Below are 20134 nucleotides of genomic sequence, written 5' to 3'. Positions count from 1 at the left end.
GACTTATCTCAATCCTTCCCCTGCTAAAAAATCCAATTGCTTGTCTTCACCGCTGCCTTTCTTAAGCGTAGTTTGGGTAAAGCGGCTTTTTTTTGATTTTTTCAAATCTAAAAGAATCTTCTCCTGAACGTCATTTTCATCACGCTCAAATATATCTTCCATGCCTTTGGCAATTGAATTGAACTGAATCGCTCTGTCCTTTTCACATGCTTTGACCGTTTGAATCAAGTCCATAATAGACTGCTTAAATTGTGCGTCATTTGCCTGATCCAAATGATTCAGGCTTAAATATTCATTAACCACTATTTTAGAGTGCTCTAAAAGCTGCAGGCTTAATGACTTTGGAAAACTCGATATATGATTTGAGCATAGCAATGAAAGCTGAAAAGTAAGGGCATTTAGATTTTCTGATAGCAGATCGCCCACACTATTAAAAAGAACACCGGCCACGGATTCAGTTTCATTCAGCTCAGGATTGATCGTAAAGCCCAGCACCCAATCAACTGATACATGGTAGAGGCTGCACATGACCTGAAGCAGTTCCGCATCCGGCAGTGTTTTACCATTTTCCATTTCTGAAATGCGGTTCTTCTGCTCTACACCAAACAATTCAATAGCAACTTCGTGCTGCAGCATGCCGCTGCGCTCACGCGCTAATGCCAGCTTACGGCCGATCATTGCACGTGTTTCCAAATTAGTATGTTTCGCCATTAGATAGACCTCCCTGCAAGCCAATCAAAATCTACTTTTTTCTCAAGCCAATTCGTTTCTTCAATAAATATGCATGAAAGCCAGACACAGCCGTCTTGTGTTGGTTCTGCAAATTCGATCTTTTCACTGACAAAAATATTGTCATCTTTAAAAAGCATTTCTCTGCCTTTGAGTGAGTCGATCAGTAATTTTGGATAATTATCGATATCAAAGCGCGGATAAGTTTTAGAGCTGTAATTGCGGGTTTTCAGCGGTGGCTGCACCATTAGGCGCACTTCACACTCTTTATTCAATGCCTTCCATTTCAGGGCTTTGAATATTGGCGCGTAAGTCTCATATACCTTTTTCTTAAATTTTTTTGCACTGACCGAAAGGCTGTTTCTCTGCTTTCCATTTTCATCAATCGTTGCACGCCAAATATCATTAGCGCTCACACCATAAGGCAATTTCACTGTAATGAAAGTTTCCCCGGTAATCACAATCCCGCCTGTGCTACCACGGTGTACAGAGTCTTCATTAACCACTTCTGTTTTTAATGAACATGGATAAATGATGTCACTTCCAAGCGCACGGCGTTCACGCGCTGCTCGGTATGTTTTCTTTACTTCAAAAGGATCTGAGAATGAGCCAGAATTGCTTTTAGCCCAAATATCCCATGCACTTCGACTATTTTTCACTTTCACTCCTAATTATAAAAGTGCAAAAATTTGCTGCTTCATCTGCAATACTGGATTGCTTAAACTTCTAGCGTTATGGCATCTACATTTTGAGACAGTGTCAAAATTTCACCACCTAACGTACAGATAGGATTTATATTCAACATGCTTTCTTTCAATCATAATGATGGTAGGCATACGGCACTTAATTAAACCCTTCAGAGGTTCGAACTGTTAAAAGTCGTTAGGGTGTTTCACAGCGCGACATACTTTGGTTAGATAAGGCTTTAAATTAATTTCAAATCTTTTAATAAAAAAAATATAATTTAAAAAAATAGATGCCCTGCAATCACATGAAATGAAAAAAAATTTAAATATCATCAATCTAACTTTTTTATAAATACCATCCACTATAGGGCTTAATGCGTTGCTTAGTTTTGGATGGGTGCTTATGGGTTTCCCACAATTAGCTATCAGCAACCATAAATTACATCCATTAAAAAAGCCCCATAGTTTCCTATGAAGCTTCACCTTTATCATTTGCGCTGATTCGGGATGCATTTAAGCAATCGAAATTATAGATAATTTTATTTAAGATATATATTAAATACATCTTAAAATATTTCGTCCATTAGAAAACCACCCAGTGGTGGTTTTGTATTTAGTCTGTTATTTTACCTGCAGCCCAGTTTAAAAATTTTTCTTTATCAAAAAACTCTGGCGCTCCAAGGGCTGATATTTTTCTTGTTTCACCATTAAAAACGCCCTTATAAATAAATGGTTTAGTCGCCTGGAAGTCTTTTTTATGCACTTCATGTAATTCACCGAAGAAAATTGCTAATTGCATAAATTTACTCTGATATCTAATCTGGGGTTTTTCAATTATAAAATTATATATTTGTTCAATTATTAATTTTGAACTATCGATAGGCATGATTATATTCCTTGTTACCCCTTATCAGCCCAGTAATCTACAGGGTATTCCAAACACAATCACTGACTACTTATTACATTTAAATACATAATTTTTATAAGGAAATAACAATAATTCATATTTAAGCAACAAGATATAGATTCATTTAAATTTCAAGCGCAAATATCAAATCATCCCGCATCCGCAACTTGTTGGACCTCAAAAGAAAAACCCCGCAAAATAACGGGGCTTTTTTACTTACCTCTAAATCTTCTCATTTGCCTTTCACGCCGGATCAAACCAAGAACTTCTTTTCTTTCTATAATTTGCTCTTCTGTAAAAGCCAACTGAATGCACAATTGGCTGATATCAAGAGTACTATTTTCAATTAGGTAAATATCTTGTTCAGTGGTCCAGCTAATTTTGGGTGGAACTGCTAATTTTCGTGATCTTTTCATGACCACTATTTTAACCCATAAATTGCAAAACAAAACCCCGACAAGGCTTTACTGTACTTGAGCGTAAGCCCATTTAATAAATTTATCTTTTTCTCTAAAAAGAGGTGCATTCGACAAACTTACTTTAGACACACGCCCAAAATTACCATACACAGTACTGGGGCTTGTAAGAACAAAGTCTGATTGATTACCAATGTTCAGTTCTTTAAAAAATTCTATGACTTGAGTATTCGGAGTTTTTTTATGAAACTCATCTCTCTCCGCAAGGAAATCGTATATTTGATGCAATATATGCAATTCACAGGTCTTAATCATGGTTCTTTATTCTCATTGTTTTAATGTAGGCTTGTAACATATCTAATTTCATATTAATTCTAAATTGCAAAATATACCAAATGTTAAAATTTCAAAAACACCAAGAATAAAAAAATAAATTTAACTATCAATGATATAAATAATTGATCTAACACTCGGATTATATAAGTGTAAAATTTTATAAATAAAAAAACCCTACTTAATTGTCTGCCTTAAGTAAGGTTATAAATGTTCAATCTTTTATACTTTTAATTTATATTAATAAGTATGAATAAGAATCTAACACTCGAAATTACTTGAAAGGTATAGAAAATATAGAGACTATGTTTCATTTCACATATCTTTAGATGCTTTTATGTTTCATTTGTAAATTATTTTTACAATAGTCTATTAATGACTACCTAGATTGAACGCATTCAAAGCAATAAGAGAAAAAATGAAACTCCGCCAATAATGCATATTGAACGGGATTTTATGTGCAGTAAAACGTTAGGCAAATTACTTAACTTCTTTTAAGCAGTCACGGCACACTTTGATTGCTTCATCATCAATCGTGTAGTCAATTTCAATTGCGCCATGAAAGCTAAATAAGCATTTTAAGAATCGGAGCATTTGAATCTCTTAGATTTAGGTACCAGCTGAATTCATTTTTAAACAGCTAGGAATAAAACAACTGGCAAAAAAATACCTACCTCTAGTGGAAGGTAGGTATATAAACTTTTAATTTTTACGTTGGTAGCGGGAGCTGGATTTGAACCAACGACCTTCGGGTTATGAGCCCGACGAGCTACCAGACTGCTCCATCCCGCATCAACGTAGTGCAGTTATACGCCCTAAGTATTAACAAAGCAAACTTTATTAAAATATAACCACTTATGACATGGTTAAATCCAATAAATCTTAAAAACTAACCTATGCCTGCTTCTGTTATGAATAGTGGATGTGAAGCCTTGTATAGGCCCAATCTATTTTTTTCATCTTCTAAAAATGATTTAGGTTCTTCCGACCATGCTGATTTTCTTGAATCAAGGCCTGAATGGTTTAAAGCCCAATCTGAAACAGTGCCATAAACAAACGTGTTATCTGCGAAAACTAATTTTGTCTTCCTGCCTACGCTAGTTATAAAAACTTTATGCGTTGGTAATGACCCAAATGTACTAATTTGAGTGCAGAGATATTTATAGATTTCAGACATAAAATAAGGTACTTAAACGACAAACTCACTATACCATTTTTATTCTTTTAAAAGCCCAAAAGCTTCGTGAAGGCAGACGTTAAAAAAGCCCACCACTTGGCGAGCTTTTAACTAACTTTAGTGCTTTACATACACTTCGGTCACTATAACAGAAATATGCCATATGCTGTCCGGACAATCAATTAATTCTCAGTCTTTTATCATGGCCATTTAAGAAATACTTTCCTGCAAAAATCATATTATCGATCGAAGTCTTTCCAAGCTTAAATTCATTTTCCATTTGGCGGAGTGACATCCCTCGGATATTCCTTTCAATAAAAAAGTTTACTGCCACTTTCGCAGAATTACAGATTCGGTTTGAAAATTTTAAATCTATAATTAATTTGCGTACTTCATCAGCTTCAAAATCGCTTATCTGGCATACCAATTGATTTCTACGTTCTGTCACGCCTTTATTGTTTTCACAAATGAGCCAGAAGATTTGATTAATACCCAGCGAGTCTGGCGCGTTACCTGATTTCATGCGGCAGGTTTGAATGTAGGCCCCGTACTGCTTAAACCACTCCTCAGCTGTAAATTTAGCCCAATCCATTACTTCAATTTTCGCCGCTGTATTCATTCCACACCACCTATCATTTTTTCAACTTGCTGTATTGCCATACTGCTTTTCACTTGCTCTGTGCTGAACTGGTAAACCTGATAACCCAATCCCGCCGCCGCGTTATATTTTTCCATTTCACCAATGTATACGCTGTTCAATGTGCCGCGCTCCCAGCTAGTTCCTTGAAGATGCTTTTCGCATGTTCAGAAAGTTTAAAACCCTGAGGTGTTTTGCCATCTGCCTGAATCAGCCCCCATTCCGCTAAGCCCTTCATGTAGCGCTGTAGGCTGCGTACTGACATTCCCATGTTTGGTTCAATCTGCTGGTGGATCTGCTGTACAGAGATACGGCCTTTGCACTCAGCAATGATTTTGAAGATCATCAGGTTCAGGTAGGTACGCTTCGCCTGGTTCATGCGACTTCCCTTGCGATCGTTCCAGTGAAGCCCACCTGCTTGAGGTATTTTTCCCATTTTTTGGCTTGTGCTGGATCTTCGAGTTTGACGGCAATCTTGGCAGCCAGCTTTTCGTAGCTGTCGCCGGGTTCGCTGAACTTGCTGGCGAATTCACTGTGATGCGCCAGTTTCTGTGCAAACACAGCAATCTGTTTTTCAGTGAGGTGTTTTGGATCTGGAGATGGTTTTACTGAACCAGATGCTTGGGATCTATCCGACAATGTTTTGGCATGAGCCTGTTTCTCGTATTTGAAATATGCGCGTATCAGCCAATCTGCAAACAGGTATGTTAAAAACTCCTGATTGTGGTTTTTGTCAGCATTAAAATTTTCAAATGCTGCAAGCTCTCGATTAAACCAAGTCGCCTCAGTGATTTTTTCAACTGGTATTGAATTATTTGCCAGAACAATTTCTTCTTTCAAATTTTTCAAAACCAACCAGCTCTTTTTTTTATTTTGATAGTGTTTTTTGATAGTTGTTTTATGTGTGTTAAAAATTTTTACTAGTTGCGGTAAAAAGTTTTTACTAGTCTGGTTAAAACTTTTAACTAGTAAAGAATTTTTACTAGGAAAATTTAGGCGAATTTCGCTAATTTTTTGAGCTGAATTTTTGACTTTTTTATAGCCAAAAACTTGCTGGTTAAAATTTTTAACTACTTCATTTTCGAATGGAGTGAAGTCCTTAACTAGTAAATTTTTTTTACTAGGGAATTTAATAATCTCTCCAATGTTGTAGTTATCAATTAAGGAGTAAACATTGCCAAATTTTGATTGACTACGCTTCTGAACAAGACCAACTTTTACTAGCTCATTAAGGCATTTCACCACCGTTGGACGGCTTTTCCTCGATAACTCCTCCAATTGAGTCAATGATAATGAATCACTCTCCTTTCCCCAACCGCGAGTCTTCCGTACGATCAGCAAGTAAATCTTGATAGAGGCATCACTAAGCTTATTCATTGCTTCATCAACAAAGGCATTGGTGATCTGAAATGAGTTTGGGACAAACCTGCTCATAGCTTGCTCCCGCCCTGAATATTCGTGCCTTTCTTAGAGTTACAACTTCGGCAAAGAACCTGCAGATTCTCTAGATCATCTGTGCCGCCACGGGTTACTGGATGAATATGGTCGATTGTTAAATTATCAAAACAACCACAGTGCTTGCATATACGGCCATCACGGATAAAGACGGTTTCTCTAATTTGACGGGGCAATGATTTTCGAACTTTACTTTTTGGTGCTGGACCATATTTGTCTTCAAAATCGGAATCAATCCAACGAACTTCAAAATCGAATACATACAAATTTGCAATTTCTCTCGCGCATTCTACGCAAAGCTGAAATTGCGAATTCATTCTGAAAATCGGATTAAAGACTTCTCTGTGATGACATAAAACACAATAAATTCTTTGATCGTAGCTCATGGCTTTACCTCTCCACTCTGGCTTTCTTTGCTTGCTGGCTTCACAAAGTTTCCGCCTATAAATTCAATAACGCCCGCGCGGCCCATGCTCTTTTCTATTTCAAGAACGGTGTACATGGGTATGCGGTATCTGCGCTGCAGCTGATCGCGGAATATATCGCGCTGTATGGCTGCATTCGCTTCGTTGTAATTGCGCTTTTGCAAATTTTGTTTGGCTGCTTCCATTAGCTCTTCCAGCAGATGCAATGCCGGCTCATACCAGGACTGAATGCTATGAAGCTGTTTTTGATCCAATATCTTTTGAAATGCATGGCTCATGTGACCCAGCCTTGTGCGCCTAAGGCACGAATTAGGTGTATGGATTCATCCCGACTGCCAGTTTCATGGCTGGCAGAAACAAATAGCGCAGCGGGCGCCGGCAGTCGTTGTTTAGCTTTAAGCTCTGCAGTTGTGGCAGAACGAATGAGATGCGTTAAGGCAAAGTTTCTGTTTCCGTCCAGCAGCACACCATTACGCTGTACTTTAAAAACAGTCATTAAGCGGTCTGTTTTGGATTCATCCATAAACACGACCACATCACCAGCTATGAAATCTTCTGCAGTTTTTACATAGGCATCGTCAGGCGCTAAACCTAATTCAAATTCGCGCTTTTCAATTTCACGTGTTAAGTCATGTTGCGATTTGTTGTTCATAACGCCCTGCTGGTTGTGACCTAGAATGCTCTGTGCTACTTTGGATTTATTCATAAATTGCTCCACTTTTTATGGATGTTTAAAGCCTGCCCTGAACCGTCAGGCTTTTTTTATTGCTCTACACATTTGTTGATCTGCATTTCCAGTTCTGCCAAGACTTCATGCATGGCATGGATAACTTTGGACATGTCTATGGCTTCGCCGCGTGTGATCCGACCGTCTGCCATCATTTCTTTGAACTGCGCACATATATCCCCGCCATTCATTCCAATACTCAAAACCAAATCTGTCAGCGCGGTATCTCTGCATTCAGGGATATTGGGCAAATTGATGGCCACTTTGCCGTGCTCGGCGCATAAGGCCTGCAAAATTCGGTAATCCCCTGTAATGGCCATAATGGTTGAGGCTTCCATCAGCGTGAGGTGATGTGTCTCTGTGTTTTGGTTCACTTTGCTGTTGAGCACTGCAACGCTGCGCATGCCCATTCGGACAGCGAGTGCGGCTGCCCCGCCTTTAAATTGGCGGACAGTGTGATGGGCGGCATCCAATATGTTCATGGCAGTTCCTTTTGAACGTGTTTATTGGATGGCGGGTTTATTACTATTTTGGGTAGAACGTATAAACGCCCAATTAATATCTGGCCGCAACTGTTCTGCTTTAACTTTTGATTTAGTTAATTCCTCAATTGGCAAACATCGATCTTCTGGAATTTTATTGAAATTCCACTTACTTAAAGCCCAAGGTGTAATGCCTAAGCCACGGGCTAAAGCTGATTTATTGCCAGCAATTTTTATAGCTTTTTCTAAAGCATCTTTTGGAGATGACATAATGCACTCAATAAAACTACTTAAAGTAGAAGATAATATACTACCTAAAATAGAATTGGTGCAACTAAAAATACGAGGTAAACTTCTACCAGTGGTAGAAAATGGAAAGAAATCCAAAGTGCAATCAGCTAAATATCTTGAATTTGCATCAAGACTCAAAAGCCTTATGGAACAAGATGGTTCGCCAATTAAGACAGTGAACCAGCTTAAAGATGCTATTGAAGTTACGTATGAAATGGCTCGTAGATATACGCTTGGCATTGCAAAACCACGTGAAGAAAAAATGCAGACTTTGGCTGAAAAATTTAATGTTGATATTAGCTATTTAGATCATGGTACTGGCATTGAACCAAATGTTTCAGCTCCATTCCCTGTTGCTGGCAGACTAGTTCCAGTAATTTCATGGGTACAAGCTGGCTCGTGGACAACCGTAGAAGCCGTTCCTGCCGGAACAGAATTTGAAGAATGGTTACCGCCAAATCCTAAATGCGGGAAGCATGGCTATGGCTTAGAAGTTTCAGGTGAATCCATGCTCCCTGACTTCCGCCCTGGCGACAAAATTTATGTAAATCCTGACTTTCAAGTGAGTGATTTAAAAACCGGAGATCTAGTTATTGTTTCTAGTGAAAGCGGAAAAGCGGCAACTTTTAAAAAGCTGATCGTAGAAACAGACAATATGTATCTGCAGCCTTTAAACCCTGAATGGTCTGAGAAAGCAATTGCTTTGGAGGATGGCTGTAAGTTGGTTGGGAAAGTTGTTGGGTTGTATCGGGATGTTTAATTAATTTAGGTATAAAAAATGGCTGAAACTAGCAATATTGGCAAAATGGCTGCTCTAATTTCTGAAGAACTGTTTAATTATTTTGGGTGGGAAAAATGTACTTTTGAAGACCTTAATTGGAAATGTGAAAATGCTGAGCATGAGAAAAATACTCATCCAGCAGATGTCGTCTTTTATTACAATGATCCATACACAAACACAGTTACTTATATTCATACTGATCTCAAAAGTTTTTCTGAGAGCACTCTAAGCAGTTTAAATCTAAATGAAGTCTTGCAAAGCCTTTCAATGCAAGTGGAATGTTCTGAAATAAGCGAAGAATGGCAAACTTTGTATTTAGAAGGTGCTTCAGATTTTAAAGTGCATGGTATGTTGTTTATCTATAATCATGATAATAAATATATAAAATCACTAACTTCAAAATTTAATAAAGTTACAAATATTAGTATTAATACTCCCAAAAATAGCAGGCTATATATATTAGATCCTAGTGATATTTATTGGTTAAATAATATTGCTCTACATCTTGGTCGACTACAACATAAGAAGCAAATATCAAGCGATTACACTTTTTTTTACCCTCAAAGAAAAGATCAGGCTACTATTGGTAATAGTAAAGCAGCCACTATTGAACTTTTGAAATCACCTTTCATCATTCTAGAAGACAAAACCCTTAAAACTGTTATTATTTTCTATAGAGCTGAGGGTGAAGAGATTGATGAATTTGTTTATTTAATTGACTATTTACGACATCATCAACTACTTGATATTGAAAGTAAGATTACTATTTATCAACTTGAACAATGTGCATTTGCACCTGCAAATTTTAAAAATGCAATTAGAAAATGTGAAAGCTTATTAAACATTAAAGATCCTGATCTAAAAGATCTCTTAAATAAAATTGATATTCAAAAGATCAAGCACTTTACGACAGAGTTTAGCGAAATTGAAATTGGAATGGCTTTAAGATAATGAAAAAATTTGGATTTGATAACCTGCTGGTTTCTGATAGAGAAATTTTTGATGCAATTTACAGTCAAAAACAAAAGTTACCAGATGATAAGCTATTAGAAATTTGTAGAAACTACGGAGTTTTTTTATCTAATAATGAAAATAGAGAATCAATTTGCCATTTTATTTCAACTCAAGTTTCTGATTGGAATAAATTAAAAGCTTTGCTTGATAGCATAAATCATGATGAAAAAAATGCAAAAACAACTACTATGCAGTTTTCTGGTGCGGAATTTAAATATTTTAAAGAAGCAATACAAGAAATAGCGCCTCAATATGTTGATAATCAAATGAGTCATGCTGGAAAAGGTGTGAATAAATATGAAGTTAATCTTACAACTTCTTCAGTAGAGCTAAGTAATACACGTTTAATTCAAAAACCATTAAAAGACCAGAAAATTACTGTTGAAAAGAATGGAAGTGATGTCATCCTTAGATTTGATTCTGAGGAAGTCTTAGAACCAATTATTAATAATATTATTCAAAAAGTTTCGGGGAAATCCAATGGGACTCTAAAATCAAAAGAGGTAAGTTTAAAAGACGTTAAGATATCTGATTATAGAACTAATTTCTTTATTAATTTAATTATTTTAGATGATAATAGATATCAACTCCGCGATGTTAAAAAAATTAAATTACACCATAGTAAAAACAATAAAGCTGTGGAGTTGGTTAAAGAAGATCTGGAAAAAGAAGAAGGGTTTCTTAAATCAGCTCAATTATCTGGATCATCCTTACATACCAATGATTTGTATAAAGGCTTAAAAAAACTTGGACATTACATTACAGAAATTACTTGGCATGTAGAAGATACGAAAGACAAAAAACTACTAGAGATCAATGCAGGCTTTCTTAATGTCAAAGACTGTTCCAGATTTTTCTATGACCTAAAATGCTACTATAAACAAAATTCAAAAGGTGAGCGGTATACTCTAGATCGTCACAAATTTAAAGACAATGAAAAATCTATTTTTTTTAAATTTTTTGATGGATTTTTATATAAAAATTTTGATAGAACTATTGAAGAGTATAATAATAGTCTGGTTGTTGGCGATGAGTAAATTAAGCTTTTATACAGCATCATTCCCCTCTAATTTTAATCAATTGGCAGATTATTTTGAAAATAAATCTGCCAGGATTAATGAGTCTATTTCCATTTCTAGAAAGCGATTGCAATATATCGAGCTAAAGTATTCTCTCAATCAAGTTATTATTGAAGAGTATTATGACACCAATAATATAAAAAAATCTTTAGAGAGACTTTCAACAAAAGAGGTTATTTTTAGAATATATAATAGAACTACATTTAACTTTGTTATTATAAATCAACCTAGAAGCATCTCAAATTTAAAAAACTTTTTGTCAAAATTATTTCATTTTGACTTTTTCCTATCCAAGGAAGACTTAAATCTGCTTAATTTGCTTGATTACTGGCGCGACAAGATTGACTACATCTCAAAAGTAGAGTTTAGAGATGGTTTATACCCTAACAATATATTTTCAAAAAATATTTTCTACACTCAAAATAAAGATATTAATTCATTAGAAGCATACACATCACTATTAAAAACCAACCATTATTCTATTTATAAAATTGACTTATATTTTAAGCAATATTTCAATATTAAATTTATCGTTACAAAGGAATCTAATTTTTCATTTATTGGGCTAGATGAGGATGATGTAATAAATTTTATTTTTGATAATTTACCAATTTAATTAAAAATTTTGGAATAAATATCTTCACCACCCTACTAGTTTTTTTGGGTTTTCTTTTTCATATTTCCGCATATAATTCACCCACCAATAACAACAAGACAAAACTATGAAAACTAAACTAATTATTGCCCTGCTTCTAGCAATTTCAATCACCGGCTGCCAAAAGCAACAGGCCGAAGACCCGAAGACACATGCCGCAGCTGAGACTCAATTTAAAAAATCAGATATCATTATCGGCAGCTATCTGGATAAGCTTGATAGCCCAAACACATCTAAAGCTGAGCAAATCAACATAATCTGCAAGGATTACCCTACAGAATACAAAACCAACTATATGCCATCACTATTGAAACTTCAGCCAAATGATTACACTGAAGCACAGCTATTAAAAGACCTAGATATAGCTTTGAATTACTACAAAGAAAAATTAAGCATTACGTGTGAATGATCTGTTTCAAACAAAGAATTCATTAAAATTACGAACCCGACGCGGGTCTTTAAAATTGAGAAAAATATGATTTTAGATCGAGTGTTACAGCTTGAGTTGTTGAGTAAGATCGCAGAATGTTACCCATTTGTATGGACTGATTACGAGCGAAAGCCAGATACTCCTGAGTATTATAAAATTGCTGTCAATTTGAACTATCTCAAGGGTCACGGCCTCCTTACCGAAAACTCCACTAAAGTGGTGCATAGTACATCTGGAAATGGGGGCGGCTCCATTCTTGTCATGAAGCCAGAAATTACCGAAAAAGGCTTGGATTTTCTAAAAGATGATGGTGGTCTATCGGCCATCTTAAACGTGGTAACGATCAGGTTTGAAACTGAAACTCTGAAAGCCATTATTAGTACTAAAATTAATGAATCGGATCTAAGCCAAGAGCAAAAGCAGTCAATGACTCTTGCACTCGAAGAGCTTCCCGCCGAGTCCATAAAACACCTGACCACAAAACTACTGGATGAGTGTGTTGATAATCTACCGGGTGCAATGACTGTAATTGGAACGTGGTTGAGTTCTTTCTAATAAACTTAAGGAGAGAAAATGCTGCTTGATAGGCAACTGCAACTAGAGTTAATGAGCAAGATGGCAGATGTTTATCCATCTCCCTATGACTTTTCGGATCTGATTAATAACTCAAACGAGGAGCAACTCAGAAAAATTTATGCAAATCTATTCTATTTGCAGTCTCATGAGTTGCTTGAACCAAAAAGTATTCATATTCGTTTTGAATTGGGTGGATCAGGAAGTCACTTGTTTAGCCTTGGATTCACTCGACTAACCCAAAAAGGCGCAGACTTCATGGCTAATGATGGTGGCTTGTCAGCTATATTGGGTGTGGTGACTGTTAAATTTGAAGCCGATCAACTTAAACTACTATTGGAATCTAAGATCATGGCAGCTGACTTACCCCCTGCTGATAAGCACAAATTGCTTGATGGGCTTCGATCGCTTTCTGCCGAGAGTATAAAACACCTGACAACGAAAATTGTGGATTTGGGTTGGGATAATCTAGGGACACTAGCTCGGATAATTCAAAGCAGTATTTCTTAGATATTTGTTTAAATTTTAGATAACCAATTGGTTTGGTGTAGTCGCCCACTGGTACATAAAACTCATCTTCTGTACATGGAAAATTTTCTAGATATAGCTGAGTTGATTTCTCATGAAGTCTATTTTCCATAAATATTATTGATTCTAATTTCATAACAAGCTCCATCCAACCCATCCCAGTGATGGGTTTTCTTTTGCCCACTATAAAACAAAACAACCTAAAGTAGAAAAACATTCTACAAAGTATTGACAATATTTCTACTTAAAGTAGTATTTATTTCACCAGACAACAAAAAAGCGCCGAAGTTTGAGACCCGAGGCGCTTTTACAGATAACTGCGAGATAAGTATGAACAAAACCTTTACTCCTTTCAATAGCTTTGCTGTAAGCGTATTTACAGCCAGCATCGCAATTGGCGCATTAGCATACGCATACCAGCCAGACTTTGGCGGCATGCCATCATCCAATGATCAAATCGCCCCAGCGTATAACGCTGTGGCCGCTATGCAATTCAACACGGCCAACTCAGGCACTGCAGTTGTCCGCTTAGACGGCTTTACTCTAGACGTCAGCTTTGACTTCGAACGCATCGATGACTCATACGGCGTACCCGGCAGTGAATTCACCAATGCCGAAATCACAAATCTATCTGTAGACAAAGTCATGGATACATCTGGCTATCCAATCCGCGACTTTACCGACTTCAACGACCATCTCAGCATTAACCAAATGCTGGTGGCTCACATGCTCCAATACAAACTGCTGGAAGCTGCCTAATGAACAAGACTTTTGATAAACCATTCCGTGAAGACTTAGGCCTAGATGATGCAGGCTTCCATCGCATCCGCATGGGTAACACGGTTTACTGCGTGAAGAATAATGAAATCTACATCCTAAATACTGCAGGTGAACTTAACCGCGTAGAAGAAGCCACGCTTGCTGCAAAGTCTTGGATTCGCCGCAATGTAAATGAAGTTCTGGGCGCTCAGAAGATCACTGCCCGCTTCATCTGCCGCGTAAGCCACGGCTATAAAGTGGATGTAAATGGGTTCGAATACATCATCAAGGTTTCTGCAGATTTTTCTAAAGGCTTCGACCGCAATGTATTTGATAAGAATGCCCCGATTTTCTCCTGGTTAAATGGTGTAGTGATAGTTGATAACGGCATGTATAAAGCCGCTCCAGCAGATCTAGTCAATTCATTACCATTCCAAACTGCAGTTAAGAGTGTCGTGAACCCGCAGCGCAAATTGGATCGTGTGACCCGTCACCACAGCTTTACGCGCTGGAAGTCACGCCATGAGTGTGAGCAGTACAAGATTGCAAAACACAACACTGATGCATCTGGCACGTCGTTTAAATAATTGAGCTGGGAGAAATAAAATGAACGCATTACAACAAATCCAGCTTGAATTAAAAGCGCCAAAGAGCAAATACAACAAGTTTGGTAAATACTATTTCCGCAGCTGCGAAGACATCCTTGAAGCTGTTAAGCCTTTGCTGCAGGCAACCAATTCAACTTTGGTTATTACGGACGAAGTGCAGCAAGTTGGCCCAGTAGTTGTGGTTACAGCAAAAGTTGTATTTACCGATGCCGATGGCAAAGAAACTACTGTTACGGCGCATGCTGGCGTGGAAATTGATAAGAAAGGCATGGACGTCGCGCAGACATTTGGTACATCCAGCTCATACGCACGAAAGTATGCCCTGAATGGCATGTTCTTGATTGACGACACCAAAGACTATGATTCAGACGAATATCACAACCAAGTGAATCAGCAGGCTAACCGCGGTCAGTCAAATCAAGGGCAGCAGCGCCAATCTGCACCCAAAAATCCGCCGGCACAGCAGCAAACAAATAACCAGCAGAAACCTTTAGAACAGCGCTATCAAGATGCTTTGGTGTCTATACGCAATGCGAAAAAGCCTGAAACGTTGGACAAGGCCATTAATACCTTTGGCAATACAAAATTTAATAATCAAATTCAACAAGCCTGCCGCGCTCGAGCGGATCAAATGGGCTGGTCGGACGCACCGCCGCAGCAAAATCAAAACCCGCAGCAAAACAGCATGCATCATTAATTGGAGAATATATCAATGAACCCTATTCTTTCAGGTACAGAAGCTTTTAATGCCATGATGGCGGGCAAGCATGTAATATGCCGTCTAGCTGACCAAACGGTGGATTTTGATGATCTTGATCAATTCCCTGCAACAATTTTTGCGCTGCCTGATTATGAATTTTGTATTAAGCGAGAAATGCTGACCTTGGCTGGCATTCAATTTACAAAGCCAGCAGAGCCACATGATTTGGAAACTGGGCAAGAAATTTTTATCGTCATGCCAACATGCATTTTGCGCACTACATATGATCATGAGCATGGTGATATTTGCTTAAGCGTGGCTAATGGCTTTGCTCAACTTGATATTGATAATGCAAAACTCCAGCTTCAAGCGTTTGGCAAAACCTTTGGCAATATGATCACTGAAATCGAAGTAAAGGACGGGTTTAACGATAAGCCAAAGAAACGTCCGCGCAAAACTAAAGCCGTAGATTCAGTGAACATTCAAGGTGCAACTTTGAATGATGCCGCAGCGCCAACTGAAACCAAACCTGCAGCACGGACCGCTTTCTCTATTGAAGATGTAGATGAGATCAAAACTGATCCTGCTCAAATTATCGAAGAATTCACGGCGAAGATTAATGCATGTACTTCTACTGAAGCTGTTCTGGGGTTGCGCCCAGTATTTTTTGCAAACGGTCATCTTGAACGTGAAGATCAGCAGCACTTATGCAGACTGACTGAAGCTAAATTGCTTGAACTTGATCCTGAGCAATATGCATCTAATCCTGAGCCAGAAGAATTAAGTATTGAAGAACTTCAGCGCCTGCAGATTGAAGCGGAAAAGTTAGTTACTGATAATAAGTTAGCTTATGAAGCTGAACTTGAATATCCGAAACTTCTTGACGATCTGCTGCAGCGCGCAGCCAATGCGGCATTACCAGCAGAGGCCACTGCCCTGACTGGTTATACCAAATCTTGGACTGAAGAACAGCGTAAGCCTCTTCTTGATGCAATTCATAAGCGCTTGAATGAACTGAATCCACCTGAAAGTGCTCAAGTTAAAGAACCGCCGTCATTAATGGTGCAAATTCAGAATGCTAAAGATTTAACTGAATTGGATTGCTTAGAAATCGAAGCATCAACCAGACATGCAGATATTCAGCCCAAACTCATGGGGTATGTAAAACGCCGCCGTTTTGAGTTAGAGAATTCTGGCAGTGAGGCAGCGCTATGATTTGCCCTGAAAATCTAATACCAGCGTTCACAATGTTTGTGGCAAGTGATGGCTATCAATGCGTAATCAATAAAATCATTGGTGAAGCAATTTTTACTAAAGCGAACAAGCCCGGTCTAAAAATAGATCGGCTTGGAAAAATGAATGAAGCGGCTCAAAAGCGTTTTGAGCTATTCCTGAAATTGTGGCTGAAGAATGGGAAGGAATTTGTTCTGCGCCTTCAGGCTCAAGCAATTATGTTGAAGGTGATGTTATGAGCGCATGTTTAATTAAAGTTTCTGAGTTTATCAAGCGAGTATACGGCGAGCATGAGGCTACTCCCCCTACTCGCCAAACCATTGTGCGACAATGCCGCCTTGGATTAATACCCGCTGAGCAAAAAGGCAAATTGTGGTACATCAAGTGGAACATCTACCAAAAACAAACTGGTGATGATCTAGTCGATAAAGTTTTAGGAAGTTAATAGCATGGCTCGACCACGCACAAAGAGAAACAAAGATTTGCCTGCAAATCTATACAGAAACACGGGCAATGGATGGAGATATCGCCATCCATTGACGGGTAAGTGGCACACGATGGGGCTGGATAAATCTAAAGCAGTGAGCGCTGCGCGTAAGTTAAATGAAATTTTAACACCATCTACAGATCTTGTGATGACTGTGATTGGCGAAGTGACTTTCGGTGAATTTTCTCAAAAATTCTTGTCTGAAAAACGCCGAAAAGACGGCCGGCCGCTTGCACCGAATTCAATCAAAACATACACCCATAGTTTGAATCGCTGTGCTGAATGGAGTGATAAAGCGTTATCTTCTATTACGCTATTCATGACAAATCAGCTGCTGGAAAGCCTGCCAGCATCAACCAGCATTGAAACACGAAGCCTGCTGATCCAGATTTTTGACTTAGCAATCAGCAAAGGGCTGGTTATTGACAACCCTGCTGCACAAACAATCAAGCGATATAGAATTAAGCAACGGAAGCGCCACACTATAGAGGGCCTAAAAGCCATTCGCGATGTTTCGCCACAGTGGCTAAAAAACGCCATTGACTTAGCCATGCTCACAACTCAGCGACGCATTGATATCATAAATATGAAATGGTCGGATATCCGCGATGGCTATCTGCATGTGGCGCAGGAGAAAACAACCGATGATCCTGAAGATGAATTTGAGCTTCTCGAGGGCGCTGGCTATGTGCGCATTAAAATCAACGATGAACTGCAGCAGGTATTAGATCGATGTATGGATAATGTGCTCAGTCCGTACATTATTCATAGGGTTCCAAAAGGCAAAACCAAAAATAAGGGACAGGTTAAGAAACACTGGACACAATTAGAGCCTCATTATGTGTCTCGGGAATTTTTAGTTGCCGGCAAGAAAGCAAATGCATACCCAGGCTTAACTGGACGCCAGTTTCCAAGTTTTCATGAAATCCGAGCCCTTTCAATCCATCTGCATAAAAAAGCGGGAAAATCAGCTCAAACCTTAGCCGGGCATGCTACAGAAAAAATGACAGAAATGTATGCATCAGGACATGAGATTATTTGGAATGATGCGGATATTGGAATTGATTTACCTTTCAAATAAGGTACAGCAGATTTATAAAAGCTCACAGTGTTGGGCTTTTATATTGGTATTGTTGACAGGAAATTCAGCAGCAAAACTATATCGTAAGTATTTGTTTTACATAATCACCAAAGTTGCTGTTTTTACCGTATTTATTAACAACAACTACTATATAAAAACTATATTTAACAGCAACTTAAAACCAAATCAAAGCCCTGTTAAATAAATATCAAACATATAAAAATCATCAGCAAATTAGTATCTAGATGCGTATTGTACGCAACTCTGGAGCAGATACAAACTGCTGATGATCATTGAGTTGGAGCTGAGTACCGCTTCAACTCAAAATTGATGTGCTTGGATTATTTGCTGTTGGGCGAAACCATTTGCTCAGGACGGACCACTTCATCAAACTGCTGTTCGGTCACCAGCCCAAGCTCTACCGCAACCTGCTTTAAAGTTTTGCCTTCTTTGTAGGCTGTTTTGGCCACTTTAGCCGCATTTTCATAGCCAATCACTGGATTAAGCGCCGTTACCAGCATTAAAGAATCATGCAGAAAGTGATCAATCTTTTCACGGTTCGGCTCTATGCCGACAGCACAATGGTCATTAAAACTGTTGCATGCGTCACCCAGCAACTGAATGGACTGCAATAAATTAAATGCTATTACCGGCATAAAAACATTCAGCTCGAAATTGCCAGATGCGCCAGCAATGTTAATGGTGGTGTCATTCCCCATCACCTGCGCGACAACCATGGTCATTGCTTCACTTTGAGTCGGATTGACTTTGCCCGGCATAATGCTTGAACCAGGTTCATTTTCAGGAATACGCAGTTCACCAAAGCCGCAACGCGGACCGCTGGCCAGCCAGCGAATATCGTTGGCAATCTTATTTAAACTGGCCGCTAAAGTTTTCAATGCCCCTGACGCAAACACAGCAGCATCACGCCCAGCCAGCGCTTCAAATTTATTCGGCGCGGTGACAAAAGGCAGGCCTGTCAGCTCACTCAGCTTTTCAGCAGCATTTACTGCATACTCAGGATGCGCATTTAGCCCAGTACCAACCGCAGTACCGCCTAATGGCAACTCATAGAGGCCAGATAAAGCTTGCTGCAGGCGCTTTAAGCCATGATCCAACTGCGATACATAGCCGCTGAATTCCTGTCCTAAAGTTAATGGCGTCGCATCCTGCAAATGCGTACGGCCAATTTTCACAATGTCTGCGAACTCATTGGACTTTGCTTCCAGTGTATTGCGCAGTTGAGTCACAGCAGGAATCAGCAATTCATTAATTTGCAGGCTGGCAGCCACATGAATAGCCGTTGGAAAAGAGTCATTGGTCGATTGAGCGCGGTTCACATGATCATTCGGATGCACAGGCTTTTGTGATCCGAGCGGATTGCCCAATTTCTGATTGGCAATATTAGCAATCACTTCATTGCAATTCATGTTGCTTTGCGTACCCGAACCTGTTTGCCAAACCACCAGCGGAAATTGAGCATCCCATTGGCCGGCAATTACTTCTTCCGCCGCACCGACGATATAGCCTGAAAGTTCTTGCGGAATTTGATTCAGCTCTGCATTCGTAATAGCCGCGGCCTTTTTGACCAGCCCCATCGCTCGAATCATAGGCCTAGGTAAACGCTCGCCGCCTATTTTAAAGTTTTGCAGACTGCGCTGTGTCTGTGCGCCCCACATTGCCTCGCTTGGCACTTCCACATCACCCATGGTGTCATGTTCGATACGTGTTTGCATATTAAAACCTCATTTCCTTGTTGGTGTTGCTGGCTGTAGCTGCCAAGAAGCATGCAGGCTATGGCTGTTCTGTTTAGTGTATTTAAGATTGAATACTTAGTAAATGATAATCATTTGTAAATAAAAATTTTATTTCGATGCTGATCATTCAAAATTCGAATTTATGATAAATCGCTTTCTTTTCCCTTACACTGGCATTACAGAG

29 protein-coding genes and 1 tRNA gene are annotated in these 20134 nt (G+C 38.7%); 14 read left to right on the top strand and 16 right to left on the bottom strand.

Going from position 1 to position 20134, the window contains the following annotated elements; genetic code table 11:
* Positions 1 to 3: 3 nt before the first annotated feature.
* The 15 genes from AZH43_RS03250 to AZH43_RS03180 all read right to left on the bottom strand — a co-directional run bounded on the left by AZH43_RS03250 (position 4) and on the right by AZH43_RS03180 (position 8244).
* Positions 4 to 711, bottom strand: a complete 708-nt coding sequence (locus tag AZH43_RS03250; protein ID WP_067666547.1) for a helix-turn-helix domain-containing protein — start codon at positions 709 to 711, stop codon at positions 4 to 6.
* Positions 711 to 1265 (bottom strand): RusA family crossover junction endodeoxyribonuclease, encoded by a 555-nt coding sequence (locus tag AZH43_RS03245; RefSeq protein ID WP_227509777.1) that lies wholly within the window; start codon positions 1263 to 1265, stop codon positions 711 to 713. Before AZH43_RS03245 ends, AZH43_RS03250 begins: the two co-directional genes overlap by 1 nt.
* A gap of 763 nt (positions 1266 to 2028) precedes the next feature.
* Complete coding sequence (locus tag AZH43_RS03235; RefSeq protein ID WP_067666541.1) at positions 2029 to 2301, bottom strand: hypothetical protein; 273 nt, start codon at positions 2299 to 2301, stop codon at positions 2029 to 2031.
* Between the two features lie 233 nt (positions 2302 to 2534).
* The gene (locus tag AZH43_RS18825) at positions 2535 to 2738 is read right to left on the bottom strand and encodes an acyl-CoA thioesterase (protein WP_067666539.1); all 204 of its coding nucleotides are present in this window, start codon (positions 2736 to 2738) and stop codon (positions 2535 to 2537) included.
* Positions 2739 to 3786: 1048 nt separating this feature from the next.
* Positions 3787 to 3863 (bottom strand) — tRNA-Met (locus AZH43_RS03220).
* A gap of 97 nt (positions 3864 to 3960) precedes the next feature.
* Positions 3961 to 4248 (bottom strand): hypothetical protein, encoded by a 288-nt coding sequence (locus tag AZH43_RS18030; RefSeq protein WP_081406762.1) that lies wholly within the window; start codon positions 4246 to 4248, stop codon positions 3961 to 3963.
* A gap of 178 nt (positions 4249 to 4426) precedes the next feature.
* Positions 4427 to 4867 carry a hypothetical protein gene (locus AZH43_RS03215; RefSeq protein WP_067666537.1) on the bottom strand — a complete coding sequence of 147 codons (441 nt, stop codon included), beginning with the start codon at positions 4865 to 4867 and terminating at the stop codon, positions 4427 to 4429.
* Positions 4864 to 5007, bottom strand: a complete 144-nt coding sequence (locus AZH43_RS18525) for a hypothetical protein (protein ID WP_161485904.1) — start codon at positions 5005 to 5007, stop codon at positions 4864 to 4866. Before AZH43_RS18525 ends, AZH43_RS03215 begins: the two co-directional genes overlap by 4 nt.
* Entirely contained in the window at positions 5004 to 5264 is a 261-nt protein-coding gene (locus AZH43_RS03210; protein WP_067666536.1) for a hypothetical protein, read from the bottom strand. Before AZH43_RS03210 ends, AZH43_RS18525 begins: the two co-directional genes overlap by 4 nt.
* Positions 5261 to 6319, bottom strand: a complete 1059-nt coding sequence (locus AZH43_RS03205; protein ID WP_067666535.1) for a replication protein — start codon at positions 6317 to 6319, stop codon at positions 5261 to 5263. Before AZH43_RS03205 ends, AZH43_RS03210 begins: the two co-directional genes overlap by 4 nt.
* On the bottom strand, positions 6316 to 6726 hold the full coding sequence (locus AZH43_RS03200) for an HNH endonuclease (RefSeq protein WP_206598953.1): 411 nt from the start codon (positions 6724 to 6726) through the stop codon (positions 6316 to 6318). Before AZH43_RS03200 ends, AZH43_RS03205 begins: the two co-directional genes overlap by 4 nt.
* The gene (locus AZH43_RS03195; RefSeq protein WP_067666533.1) at positions 6723 to 7043 is read right to left on the bottom strand and encodes a hypothetical protein; all 321 of its coding nucleotides are present in this window, start codon (positions 7041 to 7043) and stop codon (positions 6723 to 6725) included. Before AZH43_RS03195 ends, AZH43_RS03200 begins: the two co-directional genes overlap by 4 nt.
* On the bottom strand, positions 7040 to 7471 hold the full coding sequence (locus tag AZH43_RS18820; protein ID WP_227509771.1) for a hypothetical protein: 432 nt from the start codon (positions 7469 to 7471) through the stop codon (positions 7040 to 7042). The genes AZH43_RS03195 and AZH43_RS18820 overlap by 4 nt, the downstream gene beginning before the upstream one ends.
* A 56-nt stretch (positions 7472 to 7527) precedes the next feature.
* Positions 7528 to 7974 carry a phage regulatory CII family protein gene (locus AZH43_RS03185; protein ID WP_067666531.1) on the bottom strand — a complete coding sequence of 149 codons (447 nt, stop codon included), beginning with the start codon at positions 7972 to 7974 and terminating at the stop codon, positions 7528 to 7530.
* Between the two features lie 21 nt (positions 7975 to 7995).
* On the bottom strand, positions 7996 to 8244 hold the full coding sequence (locus AZH43_RS03180; protein ID WP_067666529.1) for a transcriptional regulator: 249 nt from the start codon (positions 8242 to 8244) through the stop codon (positions 7996 to 7998).
* 1 nt (position 8245) lies between these two features.
* Between AZH43_RS03180 and AZH43_RS03175 the strand changes: the two genes are divergently transcribed.
* The 14 genes from AZH43_RS03175 (at position 8246) to AZH43_RS03110 (ending at position 18193) form a co-directional block, all read left to right on the top strand.
* The gene (locus AZH43_RS03175; RefSeq protein WP_067666527.1) at positions 8246 to 9025 is read left to right on the top strand and encodes a LexA family protein; all 780 of its coding nucleotides are present in this window, start codon (positions 8246 to 8248) and stop codon (positions 9023 to 9025) included.
* 18 nt (positions 9026 to 9043) lie between these two features.
* Positions 9044 to 9997, top strand: coding sequence for a hypothetical protein (locus AZH43_RS03170; protein ID WP_067666525.1), 954 nt, complete (start codon positions 9044 to 9046; stop codon positions 9995 to 9997).
* Positions 9997 to 11097 carry a hypothetical protein gene (locus tag AZH43_RS03165; protein ID WP_067666523.1) on the top strand — a complete coding sequence of 367 codons (1101 nt, stop codon included), beginning with the start codon at positions 9997 to 9999 and terminating at the stop codon, positions 11095 to 11097. Before AZH43_RS03170 ends, AZH43_RS03165 begins: the two co-directional genes overlap by 1 nt.
* Positions 11090 to 11755, top strand: coding sequence for a hypothetical protein (locus AZH43_RS03160; protein WP_067666520.1), 666 nt, complete (start codon positions 11090 to 11092; stop codon positions 11753 to 11755). Before AZH43_RS03165 ends, AZH43_RS03160 begins: the two co-directional genes overlap by 8 nt.
* A gap of 106 nt (positions 11756 to 11861) precedes the next feature.
* A complete protein-coding gene (locus AZH43_RS03155) occupies positions 11862 to 12203 on the top strand; it encodes a hypothetical protein (protein WP_067666518.1) in 342 nt (113 codons plus the stop codon).
* A 66-nt stretch (positions 12204 to 12269) separates the two neighbouring features.
* Positions 12270 to 12779, top strand: a complete 510-nt coding sequence (locus AZH43_RS03150) for a hypothetical protein (RefSeq protein ID WP_067666516.1) — start codon at positions 12270 to 12272, stop codon at positions 12777 to 12779.
* Positions 12780 to 12797: 18 nt separating this feature from the next.
* Positions 12798 to 13307 carry a hypothetical protein gene (locus AZH43_RS18520; protein WP_067666513.1) on the top strand — a complete coding sequence of 170 codons (510 nt, stop codon included), beginning with the start codon at positions 12798 to 12800 and terminating at the stop codon, positions 13305 to 13307.
* Positions 13308 to 13655: 348 nt separating this feature from the next.
* Complete coding sequence (locus AZH43_RS03140) at positions 13656 to 14084, top strand: hypothetical protein (RefSeq protein ID WP_067666511.1); 429 nt, start codon at positions 13656 to 13658, stop codon at positions 14082 to 14084.
* A complete protein-coding gene (locus AZH43_RS03135) occupies positions 14084 to 14671 on the top strand; it encodes a hypothetical protein (RefSeq protein ID WP_067666509.1) in 588 nt (195 codons plus the stop codon). Before AZH43_RS03140 ends, AZH43_RS03135 begins: the two co-directional genes overlap by 1 nt.
* 19 nt (positions 14672 to 14690) lie before the next feature.
* Positions 14691 to 15389 carry an ERF family protein gene (locus AZH43_RS03130; RefSeq protein ID WP_067666507.1) on the top strand — a complete coding sequence of 233 codons (699 nt, stop codon included), beginning with the start codon at positions 14691 to 14693 and terminating at the stop codon, positions 15387 to 15389.
* Between the two features lie 15 nt (positions 15390 to 15404).
* On the top strand, positions 15405 to 16607 hold the full coding sequence (locus AZH43_RS03125; RefSeq protein ID WP_067666505.1) for a hypothetical protein: 1203 nt from the start codon (positions 15405 to 15407) through the stop codon (positions 16605 to 16607).
* A 32-nt stretch (positions 16608 to 16639) separates the two neighbouring features.
* A complete protein-coding gene (locus tag AZH43_RS03120) occupies positions 16640 to 16864 on the top strand; it encodes a hypothetical protein (RefSeq protein ID WP_131796923.1) in 225 nt (74 codons plus the stop codon).
* Positions 16861 to 17070, top strand: a complete 210-nt coding sequence (locus AZH43_RS03115) for a hypothetical protein (RefSeq protein ID WP_067666501.1) — start codon at positions 16861 to 16863, stop codon at positions 17068 to 17070. Before AZH43_RS03120 ends, AZH43_RS03115 begins: the two co-directional genes overlap by 4 nt.
* Positions 17071 to 17074: 4 nt before the next feature.
* Positions 17075 to 18193: a phage integrase Arm DNA-binding domain-containing protein gene (locus AZH43_RS03110; protein WP_067666499.1), complete on the top strand. Its 1119-nt coding sequence runs from the start codon at positions 17075 to 17077 to the stop codon at positions 18191 to 18193.
* 341 nt (positions 18194 to 18534) lie between these two features.
* On the opposite strand, the gene fumC is transcribed toward AZH43_RS03110, so the two are convergent.
* Complete coding sequence (gene fumC, locus AZH43_RS03105; RefSeq protein ID WP_067666497.1) at positions 18535 to 19929, bottom strand: class II fumarate hydratase; 1395 nt, start codon at positions 19927 to 19929, stop codon at positions 18535 to 18537.
* Between the last annotated feature and the right edge of the window lie 205 nt (positions 19930 to 20134).

Source organism: Acinetobacter pragensis (assembly GCF_001605895.1).
GTDB lineage: Bacteria > Pseudomonadota > Gammaproteobacteria > Pseudomonadales > Moraxellaceae > Acinetobacter > Acinetobacter pragensis.
This window is presented reverse-complemented; position numbering and strand designations above follow the sequence as displayed.

Bases quoted from the DNA above. Each gene is read 5' to 3' on its own strand.
- AZH43_RS03250 (WP_067666547.1), bottom strand. From the start codon at position 711: ATGGCGAAACATACTAATTTGGAAACACGTGCAATGATCGGCCGTAAG.
- AZH43_RS03235 (WP_067666541.1), bottom strand. From the start codon at position 2,301: ATGCCTATCGATAGTTCAAAATTAATAATTGAACAAATATATAATTTT.
- AZH43_RS18825 (WP_067666539.1), bottom strand. From the start codon at position 2,738: ATGAAAAGATCACGAAAATTAGCAGTTCCACCCAAAATTAGCTGGACC.
- AZH43_RS18030 (WP_081406762.1), bottom strand. From the start codon at position 4,248: ATGTCTGAAATCTATAAATATCTCTGCACTCAAATTAGTACATTTGGG.
- AZH43_RS03215 (WP_067666537.1), bottom strand. From the start codon at position 4,867: ATGAATACAGCGGCGAAAATTGAAGTAATGGATTGGGCTAAATTTACA.
- AZH43_RS03210 (WP_067666536.1), bottom strand. From the start codon at position 5,264: ATGAACCAGGCGAAGCGTACCTACCTGAACCTGATGATCTTCAAAATC.
- AZH43_RS03205 (WP_067666535.1), bottom strand. From the start codon at position 6,319: ATGAGCAGGTTTGTCCCAAACTCATTTCAGATCACCAATGCCTTTGTT.
- AZH43_RS03200 (WP_206598953.1), bottom strand. From the start codon at position 6,726: ATGAGCTACGATCAAAGAATTTATTGTGTTTTATGTCATCACAGAGAA.
- AZH43_RS03195 (WP_067666533.1), bottom strand. From the start codon at position 7,043: ATGAGCCATGCATTTCAAAAGATATTGGATCAAAAACAGCTTCATAGC.
- AZH43_RS18820 (WP_227509771.1), bottom strand. From the start codon at position 7,471: ATGAATAAATCCAAAGTAGCACAGAGCATTCTAGGTCACAACCAGCAG.
- AZH43_RS03185 (WP_067666531.1), bottom strand. From the start codon at position 7,974: ATGAACATATTGGATGCCGCCCATCACACTGTCCGCCAATTTAAAGGC.
- AZH43_RS03180 (WP_067666529.1), bottom strand. From the start codon at position 8,244: ATGTCATCTCCAAAAGATGCTTTAGAAAAAGCTATAAAAATTGCTGGC.
- AZH43_RS03175 (WP_067666527.1), top strand. From the start codon at position 8,246: ATGCACTCAATAAAACTACTTAAAGTAGAAGATAATATACTACCTAAA.
- AZH43_RS03170 (WP_067666525.1), top strand. From the start codon at position 9,044: ATGGCTGAAACTAGCAATATTGGCAAAATGGCTGCTCTAATTTCTGAA.
- AZH43_RS03165 (WP_067666523.1), top strand. From the start codon at position 9,997: ATGAAAAAATTTGGATTTGATAACCTGCTGGTTTCTGATAGAGAAATT.
- AZH43_RS03160 (WP_067666520.1), top strand. From the start codon at position 11,090: ATGAGTAAATTAAGCTTTTATACAGCATCATTCCCCTCTAATTTTAAT.
- AZH43_RS03155 (WP_067666518.1), top strand. From the start codon at position 11,862: ATGAAAACTAAACTAATTATTGCCCTGCTTCTAGCAATTTCAATCACC.
- AZH43_RS03150 (WP_067666516.1), top strand. From the start codon at position 12,270: ATGATTTTAGATCGAGTGTTACAGCTTGAGTTGTTGAGTAAGATCGCA.
- AZH43_RS18520 (WP_067666513.1), top strand. From the start codon at position 12,798: ATGCTGCTTGATAGGCAACTGCAACTAGAGTTAATGAGCAAGATGGCA.
- AZH43_RS03140 (WP_067666511.1), top strand. From the start codon at position 13,656: ATGAACAAAACCTTTACTCCTTTCAATAGCTTTGCTGTAAGCGTATTT.
- AZH43_RS03135 (WP_067666509.1), top strand. From the start codon at position 14,084: ATGAACAAGACTTTTGATAAACCATTCCGTGAAGACTTAGGCCTAGAT.
- AZH43_RS03130 (WP_067666507.1), top strand. From the start codon at position 14,691: ATGAACGCATTACAACAAATCCAGCTTGAATTAAAAGCGCCAAAGAGC.
- AZH43_RS03125 (WP_067666505.1), top strand. From the start codon at position 15,405: ATGAACCCTATTCTTTCAGGTACAGAAGCTTTTAATGCCATGATGGCG.
- AZH43_RS03120 (WP_131796923.1), top strand. From the start codon at position 16,640: ATGTTTGTGGCAAGTGATGGCTATCAATGCGTAATCAATAAAATCATT.
- AZH43_RS03115 (WP_067666501.1), top strand. From the start codon at position 16,861: ATGAGCGCATGTTTAATTAAAGTTTCTGAGTTTATCAAGCGAGTATAC.
- AZH43_RS03110 (WP_067666499.1), top strand. From the start codon at position 17,075: ATGGCTCGACCACGCACAAAGAGAAACAAAGATTTGCCTGCAAATCTA.
- fumC (WP_067666497.1), bottom strand. From the start codon at position 19,929: ATGCAAACACGTATCGAACATGACACCATGGGTGATGTGGAAGTGCCA.